This is a genomic window from Mesorhizobium sp. (assembly GCF_041661565.1).
GTDB lineage: Bacteria > Pseudomonadota > Alphaproteobacteria > Rhizobiales > Rhizobiaceae > Mesorhizobium.
In genome coordinates this window covers 1-17,770 of record NZ_JBAZUD010000111.1, presented here as the reverse complement: position 1 = coordinate 17,770, position 17,770 = coordinate 1, and the positions used below count along the sequence as shown (strand labels likewise).

14 protein-coding genes and 1 pseudogene are annotated in these 17,770 nt (G+C 63.8%); 6 read left to right on the top strand and 9 right to left on the bottom strand.

All coding sequences use genetic code 11. The features are described from left to right. The 4 genes from WC739_RS18385 to thrC all read right to left on the bottom strand — a co-directional run. The coding region (locus WC739_RS18385) for an EAL domain-containing protein (RefSeq protein ID WP_372954454.1) at positions 1 to 2,735 on the bottom strand (2,735 nt) is incomplete at its 3' end. A gap of 3 nt (positions 2,736 to 2,738) precedes the next feature. After that, positions 2,739 to 3,335 carry a GNAT family N-acetyltransferase gene (locus WC739_RS18380; protein ID WP_372954453.1) on the bottom strand — a complete coding sequence of 199 codons (597 nt, stop codon included), beginning with the start codon at positions 3,333 to 3,335 and terminating at the stop codon, positions 2,739 to 2,741. Between the two features lie 14 nt (positions 3,336 to 3,349). Beyond that, entirely contained in the window at positions 3,350 to 4,642 is a 1,293-nt protein-coding gene (locus tag WC739_RS18375; RefSeq protein WP_372954452.1) for a M16 family metallopeptidase, read from the bottom strand. Positions 4,643 to 4,759: 117 nt separating this feature from the next. Further along, positions 4,760 to 6,157 (bottom strand): threonine synthase, encoded by a 1,398-nt coding sequence (gene thrC / locus WC739_RS18370; RefSeq protein ID WP_372954451.1) that lies wholly within the window; start codon positions 6,155 to 6,157, stop codon positions 4,760 to 4,762. A gap of 125 nt (positions 6,158 to 6,282) precedes the next feature. Here thrC and WC739_RS18365 point away from each other — a divergent pair, with 125 nt between their 5' ends. Further along, complete coding sequence (locus WC739_RS18365) at positions 6,283 to 7,011, top strand: hypothetical protein (protein WP_372954450.1); 729 nt, start codon at positions 6,283 to 6,285, stop codon at positions 7,009 to 7,011. Between the two features lie 41 nt (positions 7,012 to 7,052). Here WC739_RS18365 and WC739_RS18360 read toward each other — a convergent pair whose 3' ends face one another. Next, a complete protein-coding gene (locus WC739_RS18360) occupies positions 7,053 to 7,739 on the bottom strand; it encodes an HAD family hydrolase (RefSeq protein ID WP_372954449.1) in 687 nt (228 codons plus the stop codon). A 185-nt stretch (positions 7,740 to 7,924) separates the two neighbouring features. Here WC739_RS18360 and WC739_RS18355 point away from each other — a divergent pair, with 185 nt between their 5' ends. Next, the gene (locus tag WC739_RS18355) at positions 7,925 to 9,058 is read left to right on the top strand and encodes a site-specific DNA-methyltransferase (RefSeq protein WP_372954448.1); all 1,134 of its coding nucleotides are present in this window, start codon (positions 7,925 to 7,927) and stop codon (positions 9,056 to 9,058) included. Between the two features lie 65 nt (positions 9,059 to 9,123). Here the strand turns inward: WC739_RS18355 and WC739_RS18350 are convergent, their stop codons facing one another. After that, positions 9,124 to 9,735: an HAD family hydrolase gene (locus WC739_RS18350; protein WP_372954447.1), complete on the bottom strand. Its 612-nt coding sequence runs from the start codon at positions 9,733 to 9,735 to the stop codon at positions 9,124 to 9,126. A gap of 11 nt (positions 9,736 to 9,746) precedes the next feature. Further along, positions 9,747 to 10,862, bottom strand: a complete 1,116-nt coding sequence (gene mutY / locus WC739_RS18345) for an A/G-specific adenine glycosylase (RefSeq protein WP_372954446.1) — start codon at positions 10,860 to 10,862, stop codon at positions 9,747 to 9,749. A 57-nt stretch (positions 10,863 to 10,919) separates the two neighbouring features. Here mutY and WC739_RS18340 point away from each other — a divergent pair, with 57 nt between their 5' ends. From WC739_RS18340 to smc, 3 genes are all read left to right on the top strand, one after another. Continuing rightward, complete coding sequence (locus tag WC739_RS18340; protein ID WP_372954445.1) at positions 10,920 to 11,420, top strand: DUF721 domain-containing protein; 501 nt, start codon at positions 10,920 to 10,922, stop codon at positions 11,418 to 11,420. A gap of 142 nt (positions 11,421 to 11,562) precedes the next feature. Next, a complete protein-coding gene (locus WC739_RS18335; protein ID WP_372954444.1) occupies positions 11,563 to 12,303 on the top strand; it encodes a DsbA family protein in 741 nt (246 codons plus the stop codon). A gap of 58 nt (positions 12,304 to 12,361) precedes the next feature. Beyond that, the gene (smc, locus tag WC739_RS18330; RefSeq protein WP_372954443.1) at positions 12,362 to 15,820 is read left to right on the top strand and encodes a chromosome segregation protein SMC; all 3,459 of its coding nucleotides are present in this window, start codon (positions 12,362 to 12,364) and stop codon (positions 15,818 to 15,820) included. A 131-nt stretch (positions 15,821 to 15,951) separates the two neighbouring features. On the opposite strand, the gene WC739_RS18325 is transcribed toward smc, so the two are convergent. Then, positions 15,952 to 16,140 carry a hypothetical protein gene (locus WC739_RS18325; RefSeq protein WP_372954442.1) on the bottom strand — a complete coding sequence of 63 codons (189 nt, stop codon included), beginning with the start codon at positions 16,138 to 16,140 and terminating at the stop codon, positions 15,952 to 15,954. A gap of 224 nt (positions 16,141 to 16,364) precedes the next feature. Beyond that, positions 16,365 to 16,733: a hypothetical protein gene (locus WC739_RS18320; protein WP_372954441.1), complete on the bottom strand. Its 369-nt coding sequence runs from the start codon at positions 16,731 to 16,733 to the stop codon at positions 16,365 to 16,367. 286 nt (positions 16,734 to 17,019) lie between these two features. Here WC739_RS18320 and WC739_RS18315 point away from each other — a divergent pair. Continuing rightward, positions 17,020 to 17,770: pseudogene (locus WC739_RS18315) on the top strand (phosphomannomutase/phosphoglucomutase); the annotation flags it as partial.

Genomic DNA, 17,770 nt, shown 5'->3' with positions numbered 1-17,770 from the left:
GAGAGGCCGAGTTCATGCGCCATGTTGACCATGGATTTGAGCAGCACCGCGCGTTTGGGCGTGGTGTCGTCGACGAAGCTCTTGTCGATCTTGATCGTGTCGAACGGGAACCGCGTCAGATAGGCCAAGGACGAGTAGCCGGTGCCGAAATCGTCCAGCGACAGGCCGATGCCAAGCTGCTTGAGCTTGGTCAGCACGTGGGCGGTCTGCTCGGGATTATCCATCACAAGCGATTCCGTGAGCTCGAGCCGGAAGCAGCGCGGCTTCAGATTGGCCCGCGCGATGACGGAGCGGACGTCGCTGACTAGGTCGCGGCGGATAAGCTGGCGGCTCGACAGATTGACCGAGACCGACAGTGGCGCGTCGCCGATCTGTTTTTGCCAGCCGGCAAGGTCTTCCGCCGCCTGCTGCATGGCGAACAGGCCAAGCTGCACGATGAGACCGCAACTTTCGGCGACCGGGATGAAATCCGCCGGCGGGATCATGCCGCGGCGTGGATGGTCCCAGCGCAAAAGGGCTTCGAAGCCGGCGACGCTGCCATCCTCCAGTCGCACGATCGGCTGATAGGCGAGCGTGAACTCGCGCCGTTCAATGGCGCGGCGCAGGTCGGATTCGAACTGCAGCCGGTCGGTGCCGACGGTGCGGAATGCCGGCCGGAACGGCTCGATCCTGTCGCCGCCGAAGCGCTTGGCCTGATGCATGGCAAGCTCGGCATCCTTGACCATGTCCTCGGCCGACATCTGCGGCGAGTTCCAGGTGATCAGCCCGATCGACGCGGTCAGCACGATCTCGCGCTTGGCAAAGGTGATCGGATTGTTGATGGCATGCTTGATGGCATCCGCCACGCCGGCGATGCGGGCGGGGTCCTGCTCGGAAAGCAGCATCAGCGCGAACTGATCGCCGGCAAAGCGCGACAGTGAGTCCTTCGGCTTGAGCAAGCGGTGCAGGCGGCGCGCGATGGTCAGCAGGATCGTGTCGCCGGCCGAAATGCCGAGCCCGTCATTGACCTGCTTGAAGCGATCGATGTCGATGACGAAGACGGTCGGCCGCACCTTCTCTTCCGTGCGTGCGATCGAGATGATCGCCTCCAGGCGGTTCATCAGCAATTCGCGGTTCGGCAGCCCCGTCAGATTGTCATGCACGGCGTCGTGCAGCAGGCGCTCCTCGGATTTCTTCTGCTCGGTCACGTCGACCATGGTGCCGACGCAGCGGATGACTTCGCCATCCGAACCGATAACCGGCCGCGCTCGGAGCGAAAACCAGTGATAGTGCCCGTCTGCCCCGCGCAGGCGAAAGTTCTGCGACACGCGCCCGCGTCGGTGTTCCAGCACCACGTCGAGCGTCGTGCGGAATGTGTCGCGGTCGTCGGAATGCAGCACCGGCAGCCAGTTGCGCGCAGCACCCCCGAGGCTGTTGGGCGCCAGGCCGAGCTGGATGCTGACATCGGGCTTGGTGACGACGCGGTCGCGCAGCACGTCCCAGTCCCACACCGTGTCGCCCGATCCGGCCACCGCCAGTGCCTGCCGCTCAAGGTCGGAGAACAGGCCCTGATGCAGGGCGCCGCCGGCGAAGGCATGCTGCATCACCGTGAAGCCGATCAGGAGGATGATCAGGATCAGGCCGCCGCCGAGCGCCGGCTGGGCGATGTCGTTGTCGAGCATGCCGGTGATCGCCATCCACGATCCGCATAGCCACAACAGCACCATGACCCAACTGGGCACCAGCATGATGGCGCGGTCGTAGCCGCGTATGCCGAGGAAGATGATCAGGCCGAGCCCGGTGAGCGCGGTGGCGGCGAAGGACAGCCTGGCGATGCCGGCGGCGACGGCCGGGTCGACGATGGCGACGCCAGCGATCAGCAGGAGCCCGAGGATCCAGACCAGCGCGCCGTAGCTGAAATGACCGTGCCATCGATTGAGATTGAGATAGGCAAACAGGAACACAACGAAGGTCGCCGCGAGCGCCACTTCCGTCCCCGCCCGCCACATCTGCTCGTTGCCGGGCGATATTTCGATGATCTTGTTGAGAAAGCCGAAATCGACGCAGATATAGGCCAGCACGGCCCAGGCGAGCGCCGCCGTCGCCGGAAACATCGAGGTTCCCTTGACGACGAACAGGATGGTCAGGAACAGCGCCAACAGCCCGGCAATGCCGATCACGATGCCGCGGAACAGAGTGTAGGAATTGACCGAGTCCTTGTAGGATTCCGGTTCCCAGAGGTAGACCTGCGGCAGCTTCGGCGAGGCCAGTTCGGCGATGAAGGTGATGACCGTGCCGGGATTCAGCGTCACCCGGAACACGTCGGCATCGGGGCTGGTCTGGCGGTCGAGCGCGAAACCCTCGCTGGGCGTGATGGCGGCGATGCGGGTCGAGCCAAGATCGGGCCAGAACAGGCCGGAATTCACCAGCCGGAAATGCGGCGCCACGATCAGCCGGTCCAGCTGCTGATCGGTGGTGTTGGCAAGCGCGAAGACCGCCCAGTCGCCCGACGAGCGCGCATCATTGGCCTCGACCTCGATGCGCCGCACGATGCCATCCGGGCCGGGTGCGGTGGACACCTGGAAGTTTTCGCCCTGGTTGACGTAGATCTGGACGGCGCGCGACAGGTCGAGCGCGACATCGTCGCGAGCAATCTTGATCGGTTCGACGGCAAGAGCCGACGAACCTGTCCACAGTGACAGAACCGCCGCGAGAGCAAAGGCGAGCACCGGGCCGATTCTCAGGAATTTCGTCAAAAATCAGCCCTTCGTTCCAACGCCCGGCGGATCGTCCGCAATCCGGGCGTAGAGGTAGTGGTCCTGCCAGATGCCGTTGATCCTCAGATAGGATCGCAGAAGTCCTTCGCGCCGGAATCCGGCTTTTTCAAGCACTCGGATCGACCTGATATTGTCGGGAATACAGGCGGCTTCGATCCGGTGCAACCTCAGCGTATCGAAGGCGAAGCGGGCAACCACCTTGACCGCGTCGGTCATCAGCCCGCGACCGCCGAAACGCTCGCCGATCCAGTAGCCGACATGGCCGCTTTGCGACACGCCGTGGCGTATGTTGCCCAGCGTGATGCCGCCCGCAAGCTTGCCGCTGCTTTTCTCGAAGATGAAGAAGGCTATCGCCGTTCCTTGCGCATAGTCCTCTCGGTAACGGCTGATGCGCAGCCGCCATGCCCCGCGGTCAAGTTCGTCGGGCGTCCAGCGTGGCTCCCACGGCTCGAGGAAGGCGCGGCTTTCGCCGCGAATCATCGACCATTCGCGATAGTCGTTCGTGAACGGCACGCGAAGGGTCACGAGGTTGCCTTTCAGTGCCGGCAGGTCTCGGCGAAAGAAAGGGAGCGCGAACACGATGAATTGAGGGCTTAGACGGCGAGCTTGCGGGCCGTGGTCCGCGCGCCTGGAAGCGAATCGAGGATTGCCTCGTACGGCGCCAGCGTTCCCACCGGCCCGACAGCGGTAAGCGTCGGCTTGGTCGAGAACAGCCGCGACGACAGGTCGGTCAGCCGCCCGATTGTCAGCGCCGACAGCCTTTCCATGAGTTCCTCCTTGGCGATCGGCCGCCCGAAGAGAAGCAGTTGCCGTGCGATTTGCGAAGCGCGGCTGGCCGGGCTTTCGGCGGACATGATCAGCCCGGCGCGGTACTGCGCGCGAGCCCGGTCGAGTTCCTCCTGCAGAATGTTTTCACCGGCTTTCTGCAGTTCGTCGATGATGACGGGCACCAGCTCGGCGATATCGCTCTGGCCGGTCGCGGCATGGACGCCGAATATGCCGGTGTCGGAGAAGCCCCAATGGAAGGCATAGACCGAATAACACAGTCCGCGCTTTTCGCGGACTTCCTGGAACAGGCGCGATGACATGCCGCCGCCAAGGATCATCGACAGCACCTGCGAGGCGTAGAAGTCGCGCACATGGTAGGCGCGGCCTTCGAACCCCAGCACGATCTGCGCGTCCATCAGGTCGCGGTCCTCGCGGAAATCGCCGCCGACATATTGCGCGTATTGCGGGATGGTGCCGTCGGTCTTGCTTCGGAAGCCACCAAGCTGCTTCTCGACTTCGCGCACGAAATTGTCGTGCTTGATGTCGCCGGCGGCGACGATCACCATGCTCTCGGCGCCATACTGCCGTTCGATGAAATCGTGCAACTGCTTCGAGGTGAAGGATTTGACGGTTTCCGGCGTGCCCAGGATCGAGCGGCCGATCGTCTGGTGGCGAAAGGCGGTCTCGGTGAAACGGTCGAAGACGATGTCGTCGGGCGTGTCGTGCGCGGCGCCGATCTCCTGCAGGATCACATGCTGCTCGCGTTCGAGCTCCTGCGGGTCGAATTCGGATTCCTGCAGGATGTCGGCGAGAATATCGACCGCCAGCGGCACGTCGTCGGAGAGCACCCTCGCATAGTAGGATGTCGTCTCGACGCTGGTCGCGGCGTTGATCTCGCCGCCGACGTCCTCGATCTCCGAGGCGATTTCGAAGGCGCTTCGCCTTTTCGTGCCCTTGAACGCCATGTGCTCGAGCAGATGGGCCATGCCATGCTCGTCTTCACGCTCATTGCGGGCACCTGACTTGACCCAGGCCCCCAGGGCTACCGATTCGATGCTTGGAAGGGTTTCGGTGGCGACTGTCAGGCCGTTCGACAGACGGCTTACCTCAACACCCATATGGCTACTACTCCCTATTGCATGTCGCTCAAAATTGGACACGGTTTCGAGATAACGACATGCACGAAAACAAAAGCTTAAAGCGCGTCGCCTGCGTCCGTTTCGAAACGACGCGCCTTATCTGGCCGCTCGCGCGCGGCTGCCGACGTAATCTTCCACCATTTTCAGGTCGGATGGAAGTACCGTGTATTTTTCCTGCGCTCCCATCAACCCACCTAGCCACGCGGGCAGTGCGGGGGAGACGCCGCTGGCGGCCATGACGGCCGCGGGGAACTTGGCCGGATGGGCGGTGGCCAGCACCACCATCGGCACGGCGCCGCCGGCCCTGCCGGCGGCGACATGCACGGCCGCGGCGGTGTGCGGATCGAGCAGGTAGCCGCTGGTCGCAAGGGTCGAGCGGATGGTCTCGGCCACCTCCTCCATGGTCGCGCGGCCGGCATCGAATTCGGACCTTATTCCGGCGATTTCCGCCGCTTCGATTGTAAAGCCGCCGGACTGTTTGAGACCGTCCATGTAGCGCCGCACGGTTGCCGCGTTCCGGCCCGAGGCCTCGAACAGCAAGCGCTCGAAATTCGACGACACCTGGATGTCCATCGACGGCGAGGTGGTCGCGAAGACGCCCTTGGTGCGGTATTCGCCGGTTTCGAAGGTACGCGCCAGGATGTCATTGTCGTTGGTGGCTATGACCAGCCGCTCCATCGGCAGCCCCATCTTCTTGGCCGCGTAGCCCGCGAAGATGTCGCCGAAATTGCCGGTGGGGACCGTGAAGGAGATGGGCCGATCGGGTGCGCCCAGCGACAGCGCCGAGGAGAAATAATAGACGATCTGGGCCATGATGCGGGCCCAGTTGATCGAATTGACGCCCGAAAGGCCTACCCGGTCGCGAAAGCCATGATCGTTGAACATGTCTTTCAGCAGGCCCTGGCAATCGTCGAAATTGCCTTCGATCGCCAGCGCGTGGACGTTCTGCGCGCTCGAGGTCGTCATCTGCCGCTGCTGCACCGGCGAGACCCGGCCATGCGGAAACAGGATGAATATGTCTGTGCGGTCGCGCCCGGCAAACGCGTCGATGGCTGCTCCGCCAGTGTCGCCCGACGTGGCGCCGACAATCGTGGCGTGCTGGTCGCGCTCGGTGAGCACATGGTCCATCAGGCGGGCCAGGAGCTGCATCGCGACGTCCTTGAAGGCGAGCGTCGGCCCGTGGAAAAGCTCCAGGATGAAGGTGTTGGGTCCGGTCTGCACCAGTGGGCATATGGCTGGGTGACGGAAAGTGGCATAGGCCTGGCGGACCAGGCGTTCGAAAACACCGGCCGGGATCTCATCGCCAAGGAATGGCGACAGCAGGCGGATTGCAAGATCGGGATAGGCAAGGCCACGCATGGCGCGGATTTCGGCCGCGGAAAAATGCGGCCACTCCTGCGGCACGTAGAGGCCGCCGTCGCGCGCCAGTCCCGCCAGCACGGCGTCGGAAAATCCAAGCACTGGGGCTTCGCCGCGGGTACTCACATAGTGCATGTCACAAATCCGTTACTGCTTGGCGTTTGCGTCCACCGAAAGGTGGTTAATTTCCGCGCTGGCTCAGTCGCATTTTTGCCGCGCGGTTGATATAGGTCACCAGCTTTGCGAGAGGGAAGTGTTTCATGGCGTTTCACACATTCAGCGGCCGCTTTTTCGCGGGTCTTGCGCTCACCGGCTTTATGCTCGCCGCCGCCGGATGCCAATCCGGCGACAATGGCATCCTTAATCTTGGTATCGGCAAGAAGGACCCGGCGGCGCCTCCGCCGCCCCAGGACCCGAAAATTCTGGCCAGCCAGCTGCAGGCCTATTGCCCGCGAGTAACGGTGCGCGACGGCACCGCCTTCTTCAACACCTATGTCAACGACGTCCAGAAGCCCAGGTCCAAGGTCAGGAAGACCGGCGACGCCGCGCAGGATGCCGCCGCCCAGGCCGCGGCCGACGCGGCCGCTGCCACGCCGCCGGACGATTCGGCGAGGATCATCTATCAGGCCTCGATCAGCGACGTGACACGCGACTGCAGCCGTGCCGACGGTCAGCTGACGATGAAGATCGCCGTCGCGGGCAAGATCGTTCCGGGACCCAAGTTCTCGCCAGGCACCATCACAATGCCGATCCGCACGGCCGTGATGCATGGCACCGAGGTGCTTTACTCGCAGATTCATCAGTATCAGGTCCAGGTCACCGATCCTTCGGTGGCCACCCAGTTCGTCTTCACTGATTCCAACATTGTCGTGCCAGCGCCGAGCGCCCAGGACTATCAGGCCTACGCGGGCTATGATGAGACCGCGCCGAAAGGCCCGACCGACAAGCCGGGGAAGACCCGCAAGAAGAAGAGGGCCGCGACCAATTAGGTCCCGGCATGACATGAAGCGTGCGGCGTGCCGCACGCTTTTCAGGCGTCCGACCACACCGACAGCGCGGCGATCACGCTTTTCAGTTCTGGCCAGCGGCGTATGACCGTCTCGGCACCGGCCTCCGTTAGTGCGTCGGCGTGGCCGGGATAGCTGTGGGCCGCGCCGGTGAACCCGATGACGCGCATGCCCGCCGCCCTTGCGCCGTGGACGCCGTGCACGGAATCCTCGATGACAAAGGTGTTCGCCGGATTGGCGCCGAGCTTTTCCGCGGCAAACAGGAATACGTCCGGCGCAGGCTTGGTCTTCTTGCTTGGTATCTCAAGGGCCGAAAAGATCCGGCCGGAGAAGAACGGCAGCAGGTGCACTTTCTCGAGCATGAATTCGATCCGATCGGAGCGCGAGTTCGAGCAGACGCAGTGCGGTGCCGTAACCGCAGCGACCGCCTCGCGCACCCCATCGATGGCGCGGACGTCGCTGCGCAACTTGCGGTCCACAAGATCCTCGGCGCGATCGATCAGCGAGGCCTGGAAGGGGATGCTCGACTTCTCCTCGACCTTCATCATGATGTCCTTGAAGGTCAGTCCGGCATAGGTTTCCGCGAGTTCCTCGGCCGATATTTCAAATCCCGCCAAGGTCAGCAGTTCGGCCTCGACGCGTGCGGCGATGATTTCGGAATCGACGAGCACGCCGTCGCAATCGAAGATGACAAGGTCTGGCTGGGGCATGGTGATCCGGACAATGGGAGGATTGGGGAGGATTGAGAAGCCTCGTACGGCTCAGGCGGCGCGGCATACACCAACAGGGCGGCCTTCGCAAATTCCCTCGACCGTCGATTGGCCTTCACCGAATGTTTACGCTGATCGGTAACCATAACCAGGAGTAAACAGTAACGCGTGCTTGGGGTGTATCAATGTCTGCCGTGCGTCTTCTCGACGAGCTATCCCACGCTCCCCAGCAATCCGAGTGGCTGGACACCATCCTGAAGGGCGACTGTGTCGCCGCTCTCGACCGGCTGCCCGAAAAGTCGATCGACGTCATCTTCGCCGATCCGCCCTACAATCTGCAACTCGATGGCGACCTGCACCGTCCGGACCAGTCCAAGGTCGACGCGGTCGACGACGACTGGGACCAGTTTGAAAGCTTCGAGGCCTATGACGCCTTCACGCGTGCCTGGCTTTTGGCGGCGCGGCGCGTGCTGAAGCCCAATGGCACCATCTGGGTCATCGGCTCCTATCACAACATCTTCCGGGTCGGCGCCAAGATGCAGGATCTTGGGTTCTGGATCCTCAATGACGTGGTCTGGCGCAAGACCAATCCGATGCCGAACTTCCGCGGCCGTCGCTTCCAGAACGCGCATGAAACGATGATCTGGGCCACGCGCGACCAGAAGGGCAAGGGCTATACCTTCAACTACGAGGCCATGAAGGCCTCGAACGACGACATCCAGATGCGCTCGGACTGGCTGTTCCCGATCTGCACGGGCGGCGAGCGGCTGAAGAACGACAATGGCGACAAGCTGCACCCGACGCAGAAGCCTGAAGCATTGCTGGCCCGCATCATGATGGCCTCGACCAAGCCCGGCGATATCGTGCTCGACCCGTTCTTCGGCTCGGGCACCACCGGCGCGGTGGCCAAGCGCCTCGGCCGCCACTTCGTCGGTATCGAGCGCGAGCAGGCCTATATCGACGCCGCCAACGAGCGCATCGACGCGGTGCGGCCGCTGGAGGGCGCCGACCTGACGGTACTGACCGGCAAGCGTGCCGAGCCGCGCGTCGCCTTCGTCAGTCTCATTGACACCGGGCTGATGATGCCCGGCGCCACGCTCTACGACGCCAAGAAGCGCTGGGCCGCAAAGGTGCGCGCCGACGGCACGGTGGCGATCGGCCAAAGTGCCGGTTCGATCCACAAGATCGGCGCCGAGGTGCAGGGTCTGGACGCCTGCAACGGCTGGACCTTCTGGCACTATGAACGCAGCGGCGGCCTGACCCCGATTGACGAGCTTCGCCGCATTGCCCGGCTCGGCATGGAGCGGGCAGGGGCCTGACCCCGGTGCGCTGCCGCGCACAGCGTTGATTCAAAATCTCAGCCGGTCGCCCCAAGCGATTCAGATCACGTCTTGATTCCGAAGCGTTCAAGGTCCGCGCGAAGTGTCCCGGCATCGGTGAACAGCACGGCTTGCCAGCCCGCGGCCCTGGCGCCTTCGACATTCTTCTGGCTGTCGTCGATGAACAGCGTGGCCGACGGATCCAGTCCGAATGCGCCGACATGGTGGTCGTAGATGCCGCGATCCGGCTTGATCTTGCCGATCTCCCCGGAGATGGTCACGCCACGCGGCCGCTCGAGAAAATCGAAGCGCTGGCGCGCCTCGGCCAGCGTGTCGGCGGCGAAGTTGGTCAGCATCGTCACGTCGTGGCCGCTTTCGATCAGGCCGACCATGATGGCGACGCTGTCATCATAGGCATGCGGCACCATCTCATGCCAATGACGCCGGAAACCGCGGATGTTTTCCGCATGGTCGGGATGCTCCGCGATCAGCAGCGCCTCGGCCTCCTCCCATGTCCGGCCGCGGTCCTGCTCGATGTTCCAGTCATGCGTACAGACATTGTCGAAGAACCATTTCCGCTCCTTCTCGTCGGGAATGAGCCGGCTGAACGGAATGTCGGGATCGTAGTGGATCAGCACCTTGCCGATGTCGAAGACGATGTGGCGGATTTCAGTCATGCGGTTCTCGTTCAATGCGGTCGTGGCTTCTTGGTCGCGCCGGGTATCGCAGCCTCGATTGCCTTTTTCATGACGGTGGGCAACGCTTCGCCTGAAATGTCGGCGGGTAGCGACCAGAAATGACCGCTCGGCGTCGCGCCGCTGGTGCGGGCAAGGAAGATTTCCAGTTCGAGCGCGAAATGGGTGAAGACATGCGCGATGCGGCCGCTGCTTTGCCAGTCGGCTGCGAAGGGCGCCGCGGCAACCGTGCTGGCGCCATCGATCCGCGCCGTCCAGTCGGTGGTCGGCACTTCGGTCATGCCGCCGAGCAGGCCTTTTTCGGGGCGCTTGCGCAAAAGAATGGCGCCGTCGCTCCTCACCGCGACGAAGGCGGCGCCGCGCCGCAGCGGTTTGTCGGCCTTCGGCAGGCGCACCGGAAAATGCTCGGGATCGCCTGTGGCGACGGCGCTGCAATCTTCGCGCACGGGGCACAGCATGCAGCGCGGCCGGCGCGGGGTGCAGATCGTGGCGCCGAGATCCATCATCGCCTGGGCGAAGTCACCCGGCCTTGTCCCGGGCACCATGCGCTCCACATGGGCGCGTATCTCGGCCTTGGCCTCGCTCAGCGGAGTGGCAATCGAAAAAAGCCGCGAGACGACGCGTTCGACATTGCCGTCGACTACGGCGGCGGGCCGGTCGAAGGCGATGGCCGTGATAGCCGCCGAGGTGTAGGCGCCGATGCCGGGCAAGGCCCTCAAGGCTGCCTCGGTATCGGGAAACCGGCCGCCGCGCTTGGCCACCAGATCGGCGCAGGCCTTGAGATTTCGGGCGCGGGAGTAGTAGCCGAGCCCGGCCCAGGCCTTCATCACATCCTCGGTCGGTGCCGCGGCCAACGCCTCGACATCGGGCCATTTCTCGACAAAGGCGCGGAAATAGGATTTCACCGCCTCGACCGTGGTCTGCTGCAGCATGACCTCGGACAGCCAGATACGGTAGGGATCGGGGCGCACGCCGTTTGCATGCTCGCGCGGCGTGACGCGCCAGGGCAGTTCGCGGTGATGCACATCGTACCAATCGAGCAGGCGGGAGGCGATGGTGTTGCCGTCATCGGCAGGTGCGGCCTTGCGGGTATGATGCTGCGGTGCCATTGATCTGTCTTGGCCGGGCCGGAATCTGGTGAGGGTCGTGGTGGCTGGAGAACGTACATGGCAGGGAGAACGCCCTACGGCAATCCCGTCCCGGTAAGCGATCTTGCGACCAAGATCCTCGACCCGGTGCTGCGCAAACGGGCCGGCATTTCGATCGGCCTGGTCCAGTCATGGGAGGAGATCGCGGGCTCGCGCCTTGCCAGCCGCTCGCGCCCCGAGAAAATCCAGTGGCCGCGCCGCATGCATGAGGACGACCCGTTCGAGCCGGCGGTGCTGGTGATCGCCTGCGAGGGCATGGCGGCTCTCCATTTGCAGCACGAGACCGGCGAGATCATCAACCGGGTCAACGCCTTCCTCGGCTTCAACGCCATTGGCCGCATCAGGATCGTGCAAAAACCGGTCATGACCACCAAGGGACGGCCAAGACCGACCCTCAGGCCGCTGACGGCGGATGAGAAGACCAAATTGTCCGTCACCGTCGGATTGATCGAGGATGACGGACTGCGCGCCTCATTGGAAAAGCTTGGCGCAAGCATTCTTGGGGAAAAAAAGTCATAGATATGTCGCGAATATCTCGCATTCGTGATTGCCTTTGTCAGGCGCCGCGATTGGATTGGGGACCGAGATGCCTTAATTCGCGCGAAGTCTCGCTTTTTTGTCCCACCACATTGCAAAATCCAACTCTTGTCAGGTGATTCGTATGAACCGTCCCCCGTTCGGCCAGACCATGTCGCGCAGAAGCGCCCTGTCTTCGCTGGCCGCCATTTCGGCGGCGGCGCTGCTCGCTGCCTGCAGCGACTCCGGCAAGGAGGCCAAGCCCCCGGAGGAAAAACCCGCCGAGCCGGCGGCTCCCGCGAAGCCGGCGTCGCCGGCCGCCGCCGCGCCGGAAGCTCAGGGTACTGTCGACATGGCCCAATTGCTGAAGCCGGGTGCGTTGCCCGACAAGCAGATTGGCAAGGACGACGCCAAGGTCACCATCGTCGAATACGCCTCGATGACCTGCCCGCACTGCGCCCATTTCGCCGAAACCACCTTTCCGGATCTGAAGACGAAATACATCGACACCGGCAAGGCCCGCTACATCCTGCGTGAATTCCCGTTCGATCCGACCGCCGAGGCCGGTTTCATGCTGGCGCGTTGCGCCAAGGATAACTATTTCCCTATGGTGGACGTGCTGTTCCGGCAACAGGCGAACTGGGTTGGCGTCGCCAACACGAAGGATGCGCTTCTGCAAATCGCCAAGCTTGCAGGTTTTACACAGGAGTCCTTCGAGGCGTGCTTGACGGATCAGAAACTTCTGGACGATGTGAGATCGGTCCAGAAGCGCGGCGCCAGTGAATTCAAGGTCGACTCGACGCCGACCTTCTTCATCAATGGCAAGACCTACAAAGGGGCGATGTCGATTGCGGAAATGTCGGCCATCATCGACCCGCTGCTCTGACATCGGCTCAGCGCCTGGACGGCAGCACTACGGCGCTGCCGGCATTTACGAGGCGTGAATGAAATTTTCGCGCCTCCGCCTGCTCGGTTTCAAATCCTTCGTCGAACCTGGCGAGTTCGTCATCGAACGCGGGCTGACGGGTATCGTGGGGCCGAATGGCTGCGGCAAGTCGAACCTGGTCGAGGCGCTGCGCTGGGTGATGGGCGAGAGCTCCTACAAGAACATGCGCGCGTCCGGCATGGACGATGTCATCTTCTCCGGTTCCGGCACCCGCCCGGCGCGCAACACCGCCGAAGTCACGCTTTTCCTCGACAATAGCGATCGCTCGGCGCCCGCCGCGTTCAACGACGCCGATGAATTGCAGGTATCGCGCCGCATCGAACGCGACGCGGGCTCGCTATACCGCATCAACGGCAGGGAAGCCCGCGCCAAGGATGTGCAGCTTCTGTTCGCCGACCAGTCGACCGGCGCCCGTTCGCCGTCCATGGTCGGCCAGGGCCGTATCGGCGAACTGATCCAGGCGAAACCGCAGGCACGCCGCGCTTTGCTGGAAGAGGCGGCCGGCATTTCTGGTCTCCATACCCGTCGTCACGAGGCTGAACTGCGGCTCAAGGCCGCCGAGCAGAATCTCGAGCGCCTGGACGATGTGGTTGGTGAACTGGAAAGCCAGATCGAAAGCCTGAAGCGGCAGGCGCGCCAGGCATCGCGCTTCAAGAACCTGTCGGCCGACATTCGCAAGGCCGAGGCGACCCTGCTCCATCTGCGCTGGACGCTGGCCAAGACGCAGGAAGGCGAGGCCCGCTCGGCGCTGGCCATCGCCACGGCGCTGGTCGGTGACCGCGCCGCGGCCCAGATGGCCGCCGCCCGGGAGCAAGGCATTGGCGCGCACCGTTTACCTGAACTGCGCGACGCGGAAGCGGCCGCTGCGGCCGCCTTCCAGCGCCTGTCGATCGCCAAGTCGCAGATCGAGGAGGAAGCCGGACGCGTTCGTGCTCGACAGGCCGAGCTCGAGCGCCGGCTGCAGCAACTCGACGGCGACATTGCCCGCGAGGAGCGCATGGTCCGCGACAATGCGGATATTCTCGAACGCCTGCGCACGGAAGAGGCCGCGCTCAATTCGGAGAACGCGGGTGCGGCCGAGCGCGAGGCCAGCACCCGGGCGGCCTTCGAACAGGCGGCATCGACGCTTTCGCAAGGCGAAGCCAGGCTTGCCGCGTTGACCGCCGAACGCGCGGAGGCCGCGGCCTCGCGCAATCAGACCGAACGGACGTTGCGTGACACCGCGGAGCGCCGCGACCGCTTCGCGCGCCAGCTCGCCGATGTCGACCGGGAATTGTCGGAAATTATCTCGAGAGTGGCGGGCCTGCCGGATCCTGCCGAAAAGCGCCTCATGGTCGAACAGGCCACGGCGCAGCTGGAAGAAGCCGAGTTGGCGGTCTTGGCGGCCGAGCAGTCGGTCATCGATGCTCGCGCCGGCGAAAGCGCTGCCCGGCCGCCGCTTCAGGACGCCAAGGCCGAACTGGCGCGCATCGAGACGGAAGCACGCACGCTGGCCAAGATCCTCAACGCCGGCGCGGGCGGCCTGTTTCCGTCCGTGCTGGAGCAGATCAGCGTAGAACGCGGCTTCGAGACGGCGCTCGGTGCGGCGCTTGGCGAGGACCTTGACGTGCCGCTCGACCGCAGCGCGCCGGCACATTGGGGTGAAAGCGCGATCCAGCCCGGTGACGCCGCGCTGCCGGAAGGAGCCCTGAGCCTTGCCAGTGTGGTTCGTGCCCCGGCACAGCTTGCCCGCCGCCTGGCCCAGATCGGCATTGTCGAGGTCGCCGATGGCCGTCGGCTGCAGGCGCTGCTGGTGCCGGGCCAGCGTCTGGTCAGCCGCGACGGTGCGCTATGGCGTTGGGACGGGCTGACGGCCAGCGCCGATGCGCCGACTGCCGCCGCGCAGAGGCTGGCGCAGAAGAACCGGCTGGCCGAACTCGATGCCGAAGCGGTGCAGGCGACGATTGCCATGCGTCGGGCCGAGGACGCGCTTGCCCAGGCAGAGCAGGCGCTTCGGCTGGCGAGCGACACCGAGCGCAACACGCGCCAGGCCGGACGCGATGCGCAGCATCGGCTGGACGCCGCCCGCAACGCGCTGGCCGAGGCCGAAAAAGCGGGCGGGGAATTGTCGAGCCGGCGCGCCGCACTCGACGAGGCACGCGGTCGCATCGTCGACAGCCATGAAGAGGCCGCGGCGGTCTTCGCCGAGGCGGAGATGCTGCTGCGGGACGCGCCTGATCTGGGTGATCTGCAGTTACGGCTTGAACAGTCATCGGCAAATGTTGCCCGCGACCGTGCGACACTTGCCGATGCGCGCGCCGTCCACGAGGGGTTGCGGCGCGAAGCCGAGGCACGCACGCGCCGGCTCGATGCCATTGGCGCCGAGCGCGCCAACTGGCTGGAGCGCGCCGAAAACGCATCGACGCAGATCGTCTCGCTTGGCGAGCGCAAGGCCGAGGCAGAGGTCGAGCGAGAGCGGCTGGCCGACGCGCCGGACGAGATCGACGCCAAACGCCGCGCATTGCTGTCGCAGCTCACCGAGGCCGAGACGTTGCGCAAGGCGGCGGCCGACCGTCTTCAGGAAGCGGAAAACAGGCAATCGGAATTGGACAAGGCGGCCACAGGCGCCATCCAGTCGTTGGCCGAGGCGCGCGAGACGCGTGTCCGCGCCGAGGAGCGGCTGACAGCCGCCGACGAGCGCCGGCTGGAAGTCGAGGCGCGCATCCAGGAAACGCTCAACACCCCGCCGCATCTGGTCATCCGCCACACCGGCCTCGAGGCCGACAGCCCGATGCCGGAAATGGCCGAGATCGAGCGCCAGCTCGACCGCCTGAAAATCGAGCGCGAACGGCTTGGCGCCGTCAATTTGCGGGCCGAGGAGGAGCAGAAGGAACTCTCCGACCGGCTGGAGACGATCGTCTCCGAACGCGAGGACATCATCGAGGCGATCCGCAAGCTCAGGCAGGCCATCCAGAGCCTTAACCGCGAAGGTCGCGAGCGGCTGCTGGCCGCCTTCGACGTGGTCAACGGTCATTTCCAGCGGCTGTTCTCGCATCTGTTCGGTGGCGGCACGGCCGAACTGCAGCTGATCGAATCCGAGGATCCGCTGGAAGCCGGGCTCGAGATCCTCGCCCGCCCGCCCGGCAAGAAGCCCCAGACCATGACGCTGCTCTCGGGCGGCGAGCAGGCGCTGACGGCAATGTCGCTGATCTTCGCCGTTTTCCTGACCAACCCGGCGCCGATCTGCGTGCTCGATGAAGTCGACGCGCCGCTGGACGACCACAATGTCGAACGTTTCTGCAATCTCATGGACGAGATGGCGGCCACCACGGAGACGCGCTTCGTCATCATCACGCACAATCCGATCACCATGGCCCGCATGAACCGGCTGTTCGGCGTGACCATGGCCGAGCAAGGCGTCAGCCAGCTGGTATCGGTCGACCTGCAGGCCGCCGAAGCAATGCGGGAAGCCAGCTGATCCACAGGCCGTGTCCACGCCAGGGTTGACGGCATTCGCTGGGGAGATTCAATCCGGCTGGCTGATGTCAGCCTCCCGTCGAAGGCGATATCTGGCGTATTGCCAATGCACCGGCGAAGGTGGCCCAAAAATCAGTTGGACTCTTGCCTGTCCGTGTCGTCGCGCTTCGACGGGCGGTCTGAAATATGGCTCGGCCACCAGACGATGAAGTAGCTGCCCACTTGCCAGACCGGCACCTGACGCTTCTGTTCGCGACGCCTGAGTTCATCGCGCTTCTTGATCTTCAGCGTTCCGCCTGGCAGCCTTATCCTGATGGTCATCAAATGCCTGTGAGCGAATGGCGTGTTCCAAAATACGAACGCCGACGTTCAGAGTTTCTTTTTTTGGAATATTGGCAAACAATGCAAGCACTAGCCGGGCTGAATTCTGTCCCGGGCCGAGTATGCGAAAATGATCGCAATTTTAATTCAAATGGTCAACCATCGAGCATCTTTACACACGATGCAAAGCTGGGGAAAACCAGATCATTCTTCAGGTAAAGTGCCTAGCCTTGGCGACCCACGATCCGCCTCAGGCCGACGACCGCGATCAGGCCACAAGAAATGCCAAGACAATCGGCAACCCAGTCGAGAATGTCGAGGTCGCGGGCGATCAGGGACGTCCCCTGCAGAACTTCGATCGCTCCACCAACAAGCGCCAGGAAAATGACCACCCATGCCTTGCGCTGCGGCCAGCCGAGGATCCCAAGGAATGTCAGCACGGCAAAGGCGCTGGCGTGGTTCAGCTTGTCCGAGTGAAAGCCGATGTTAAGCCCGAATTGTTCCAGGCGTGACGCAGGCAGGAGCGCAAGCACAAGAACAGCGATCAGCGCGACGAAGAAGCCGGCTCGTTCGATTGCTGGATAGAGTTTCATGCGCTCCAACGACAAATCGTGCGCCTGAACGCTGCAAAACCCGAGCGAGTTCGGAGGTCGGCCCCCGCGGGGCGAGCGGTGTTCGAGCGGGGCTCCATGGCGGCACGATTGCATCCGATGCCGGTAAAAGCAACGGGCGTTGGCGGATCAGCCGACCTCGTTTCTCGTGTGCGATAGACGCGATTTAAAGGCTTGTGTAGTAAGCAGTCGTCCGCGACCGCCTTCCGGTGGTGCGCATCCGCTGCGGGAGTCTGCCACCTTGAGCCTCAGGATCGTTGGACAAGCCATGCCCAACACCTTCGAATTCGAAACCGAGGCGCTCATCAAGGCGTCCGGATTTCGGGAGTATGATGCGCGCTGGTGGTTCGGCCATGCTGGCTCCACGGTGCCGCCCGAACTCAACCTGATCGGCGTGCAGGCGCTCGGCATGGGGCTTGGCACCTTGATACGCCGCATGGGCGCCGGCCCGGATATCGTTACCGGGCATGATTTCCGCTCCTATTCGCTTTCCATCAAGCTGGCGCTGATCGCGGGTCTCATGGCAGCCGGGGCGAGAGTGAAGGACATCGGCCTGGCGCTCTCTCCGATGGCCTATTTCGCCCAGTTCGCGCTCGACACGCCGTCCGTCGCCATGGTCACCGCCTCGCATAACGAGAATGGCTGGACCGGCGTCAAGATGGGGGCGCAAAGGCCTCTGACGTTCGGTCCCGAGGAGATGAGCGCGCTGAAAGAGATCGTGCTGGCCGGCGATTTCGATCTTGTCGGCGGCGGCTCCTACGACTTTGTCGCGGGCTTTCGCGAGGCCTATCTGGACGATCTTGTCGGCGAAAAGCGCGTATCGAGACCGCTCAAGGTGGTGGCTGCCTGCGGCAATGGCACGGCCGGCGCCTTCGCGCCCCAGGCCTTGCAACGCATCGGCTGCGAGGTGATCCCGCTCGATGTCGAACTCGACCACACCTTTCCGCGCTACAATCCCAATCCCGAGGACATGCGGATGCTGCACGCCATCCGCGACAAGGTGCTGGAGACCGGCGCCG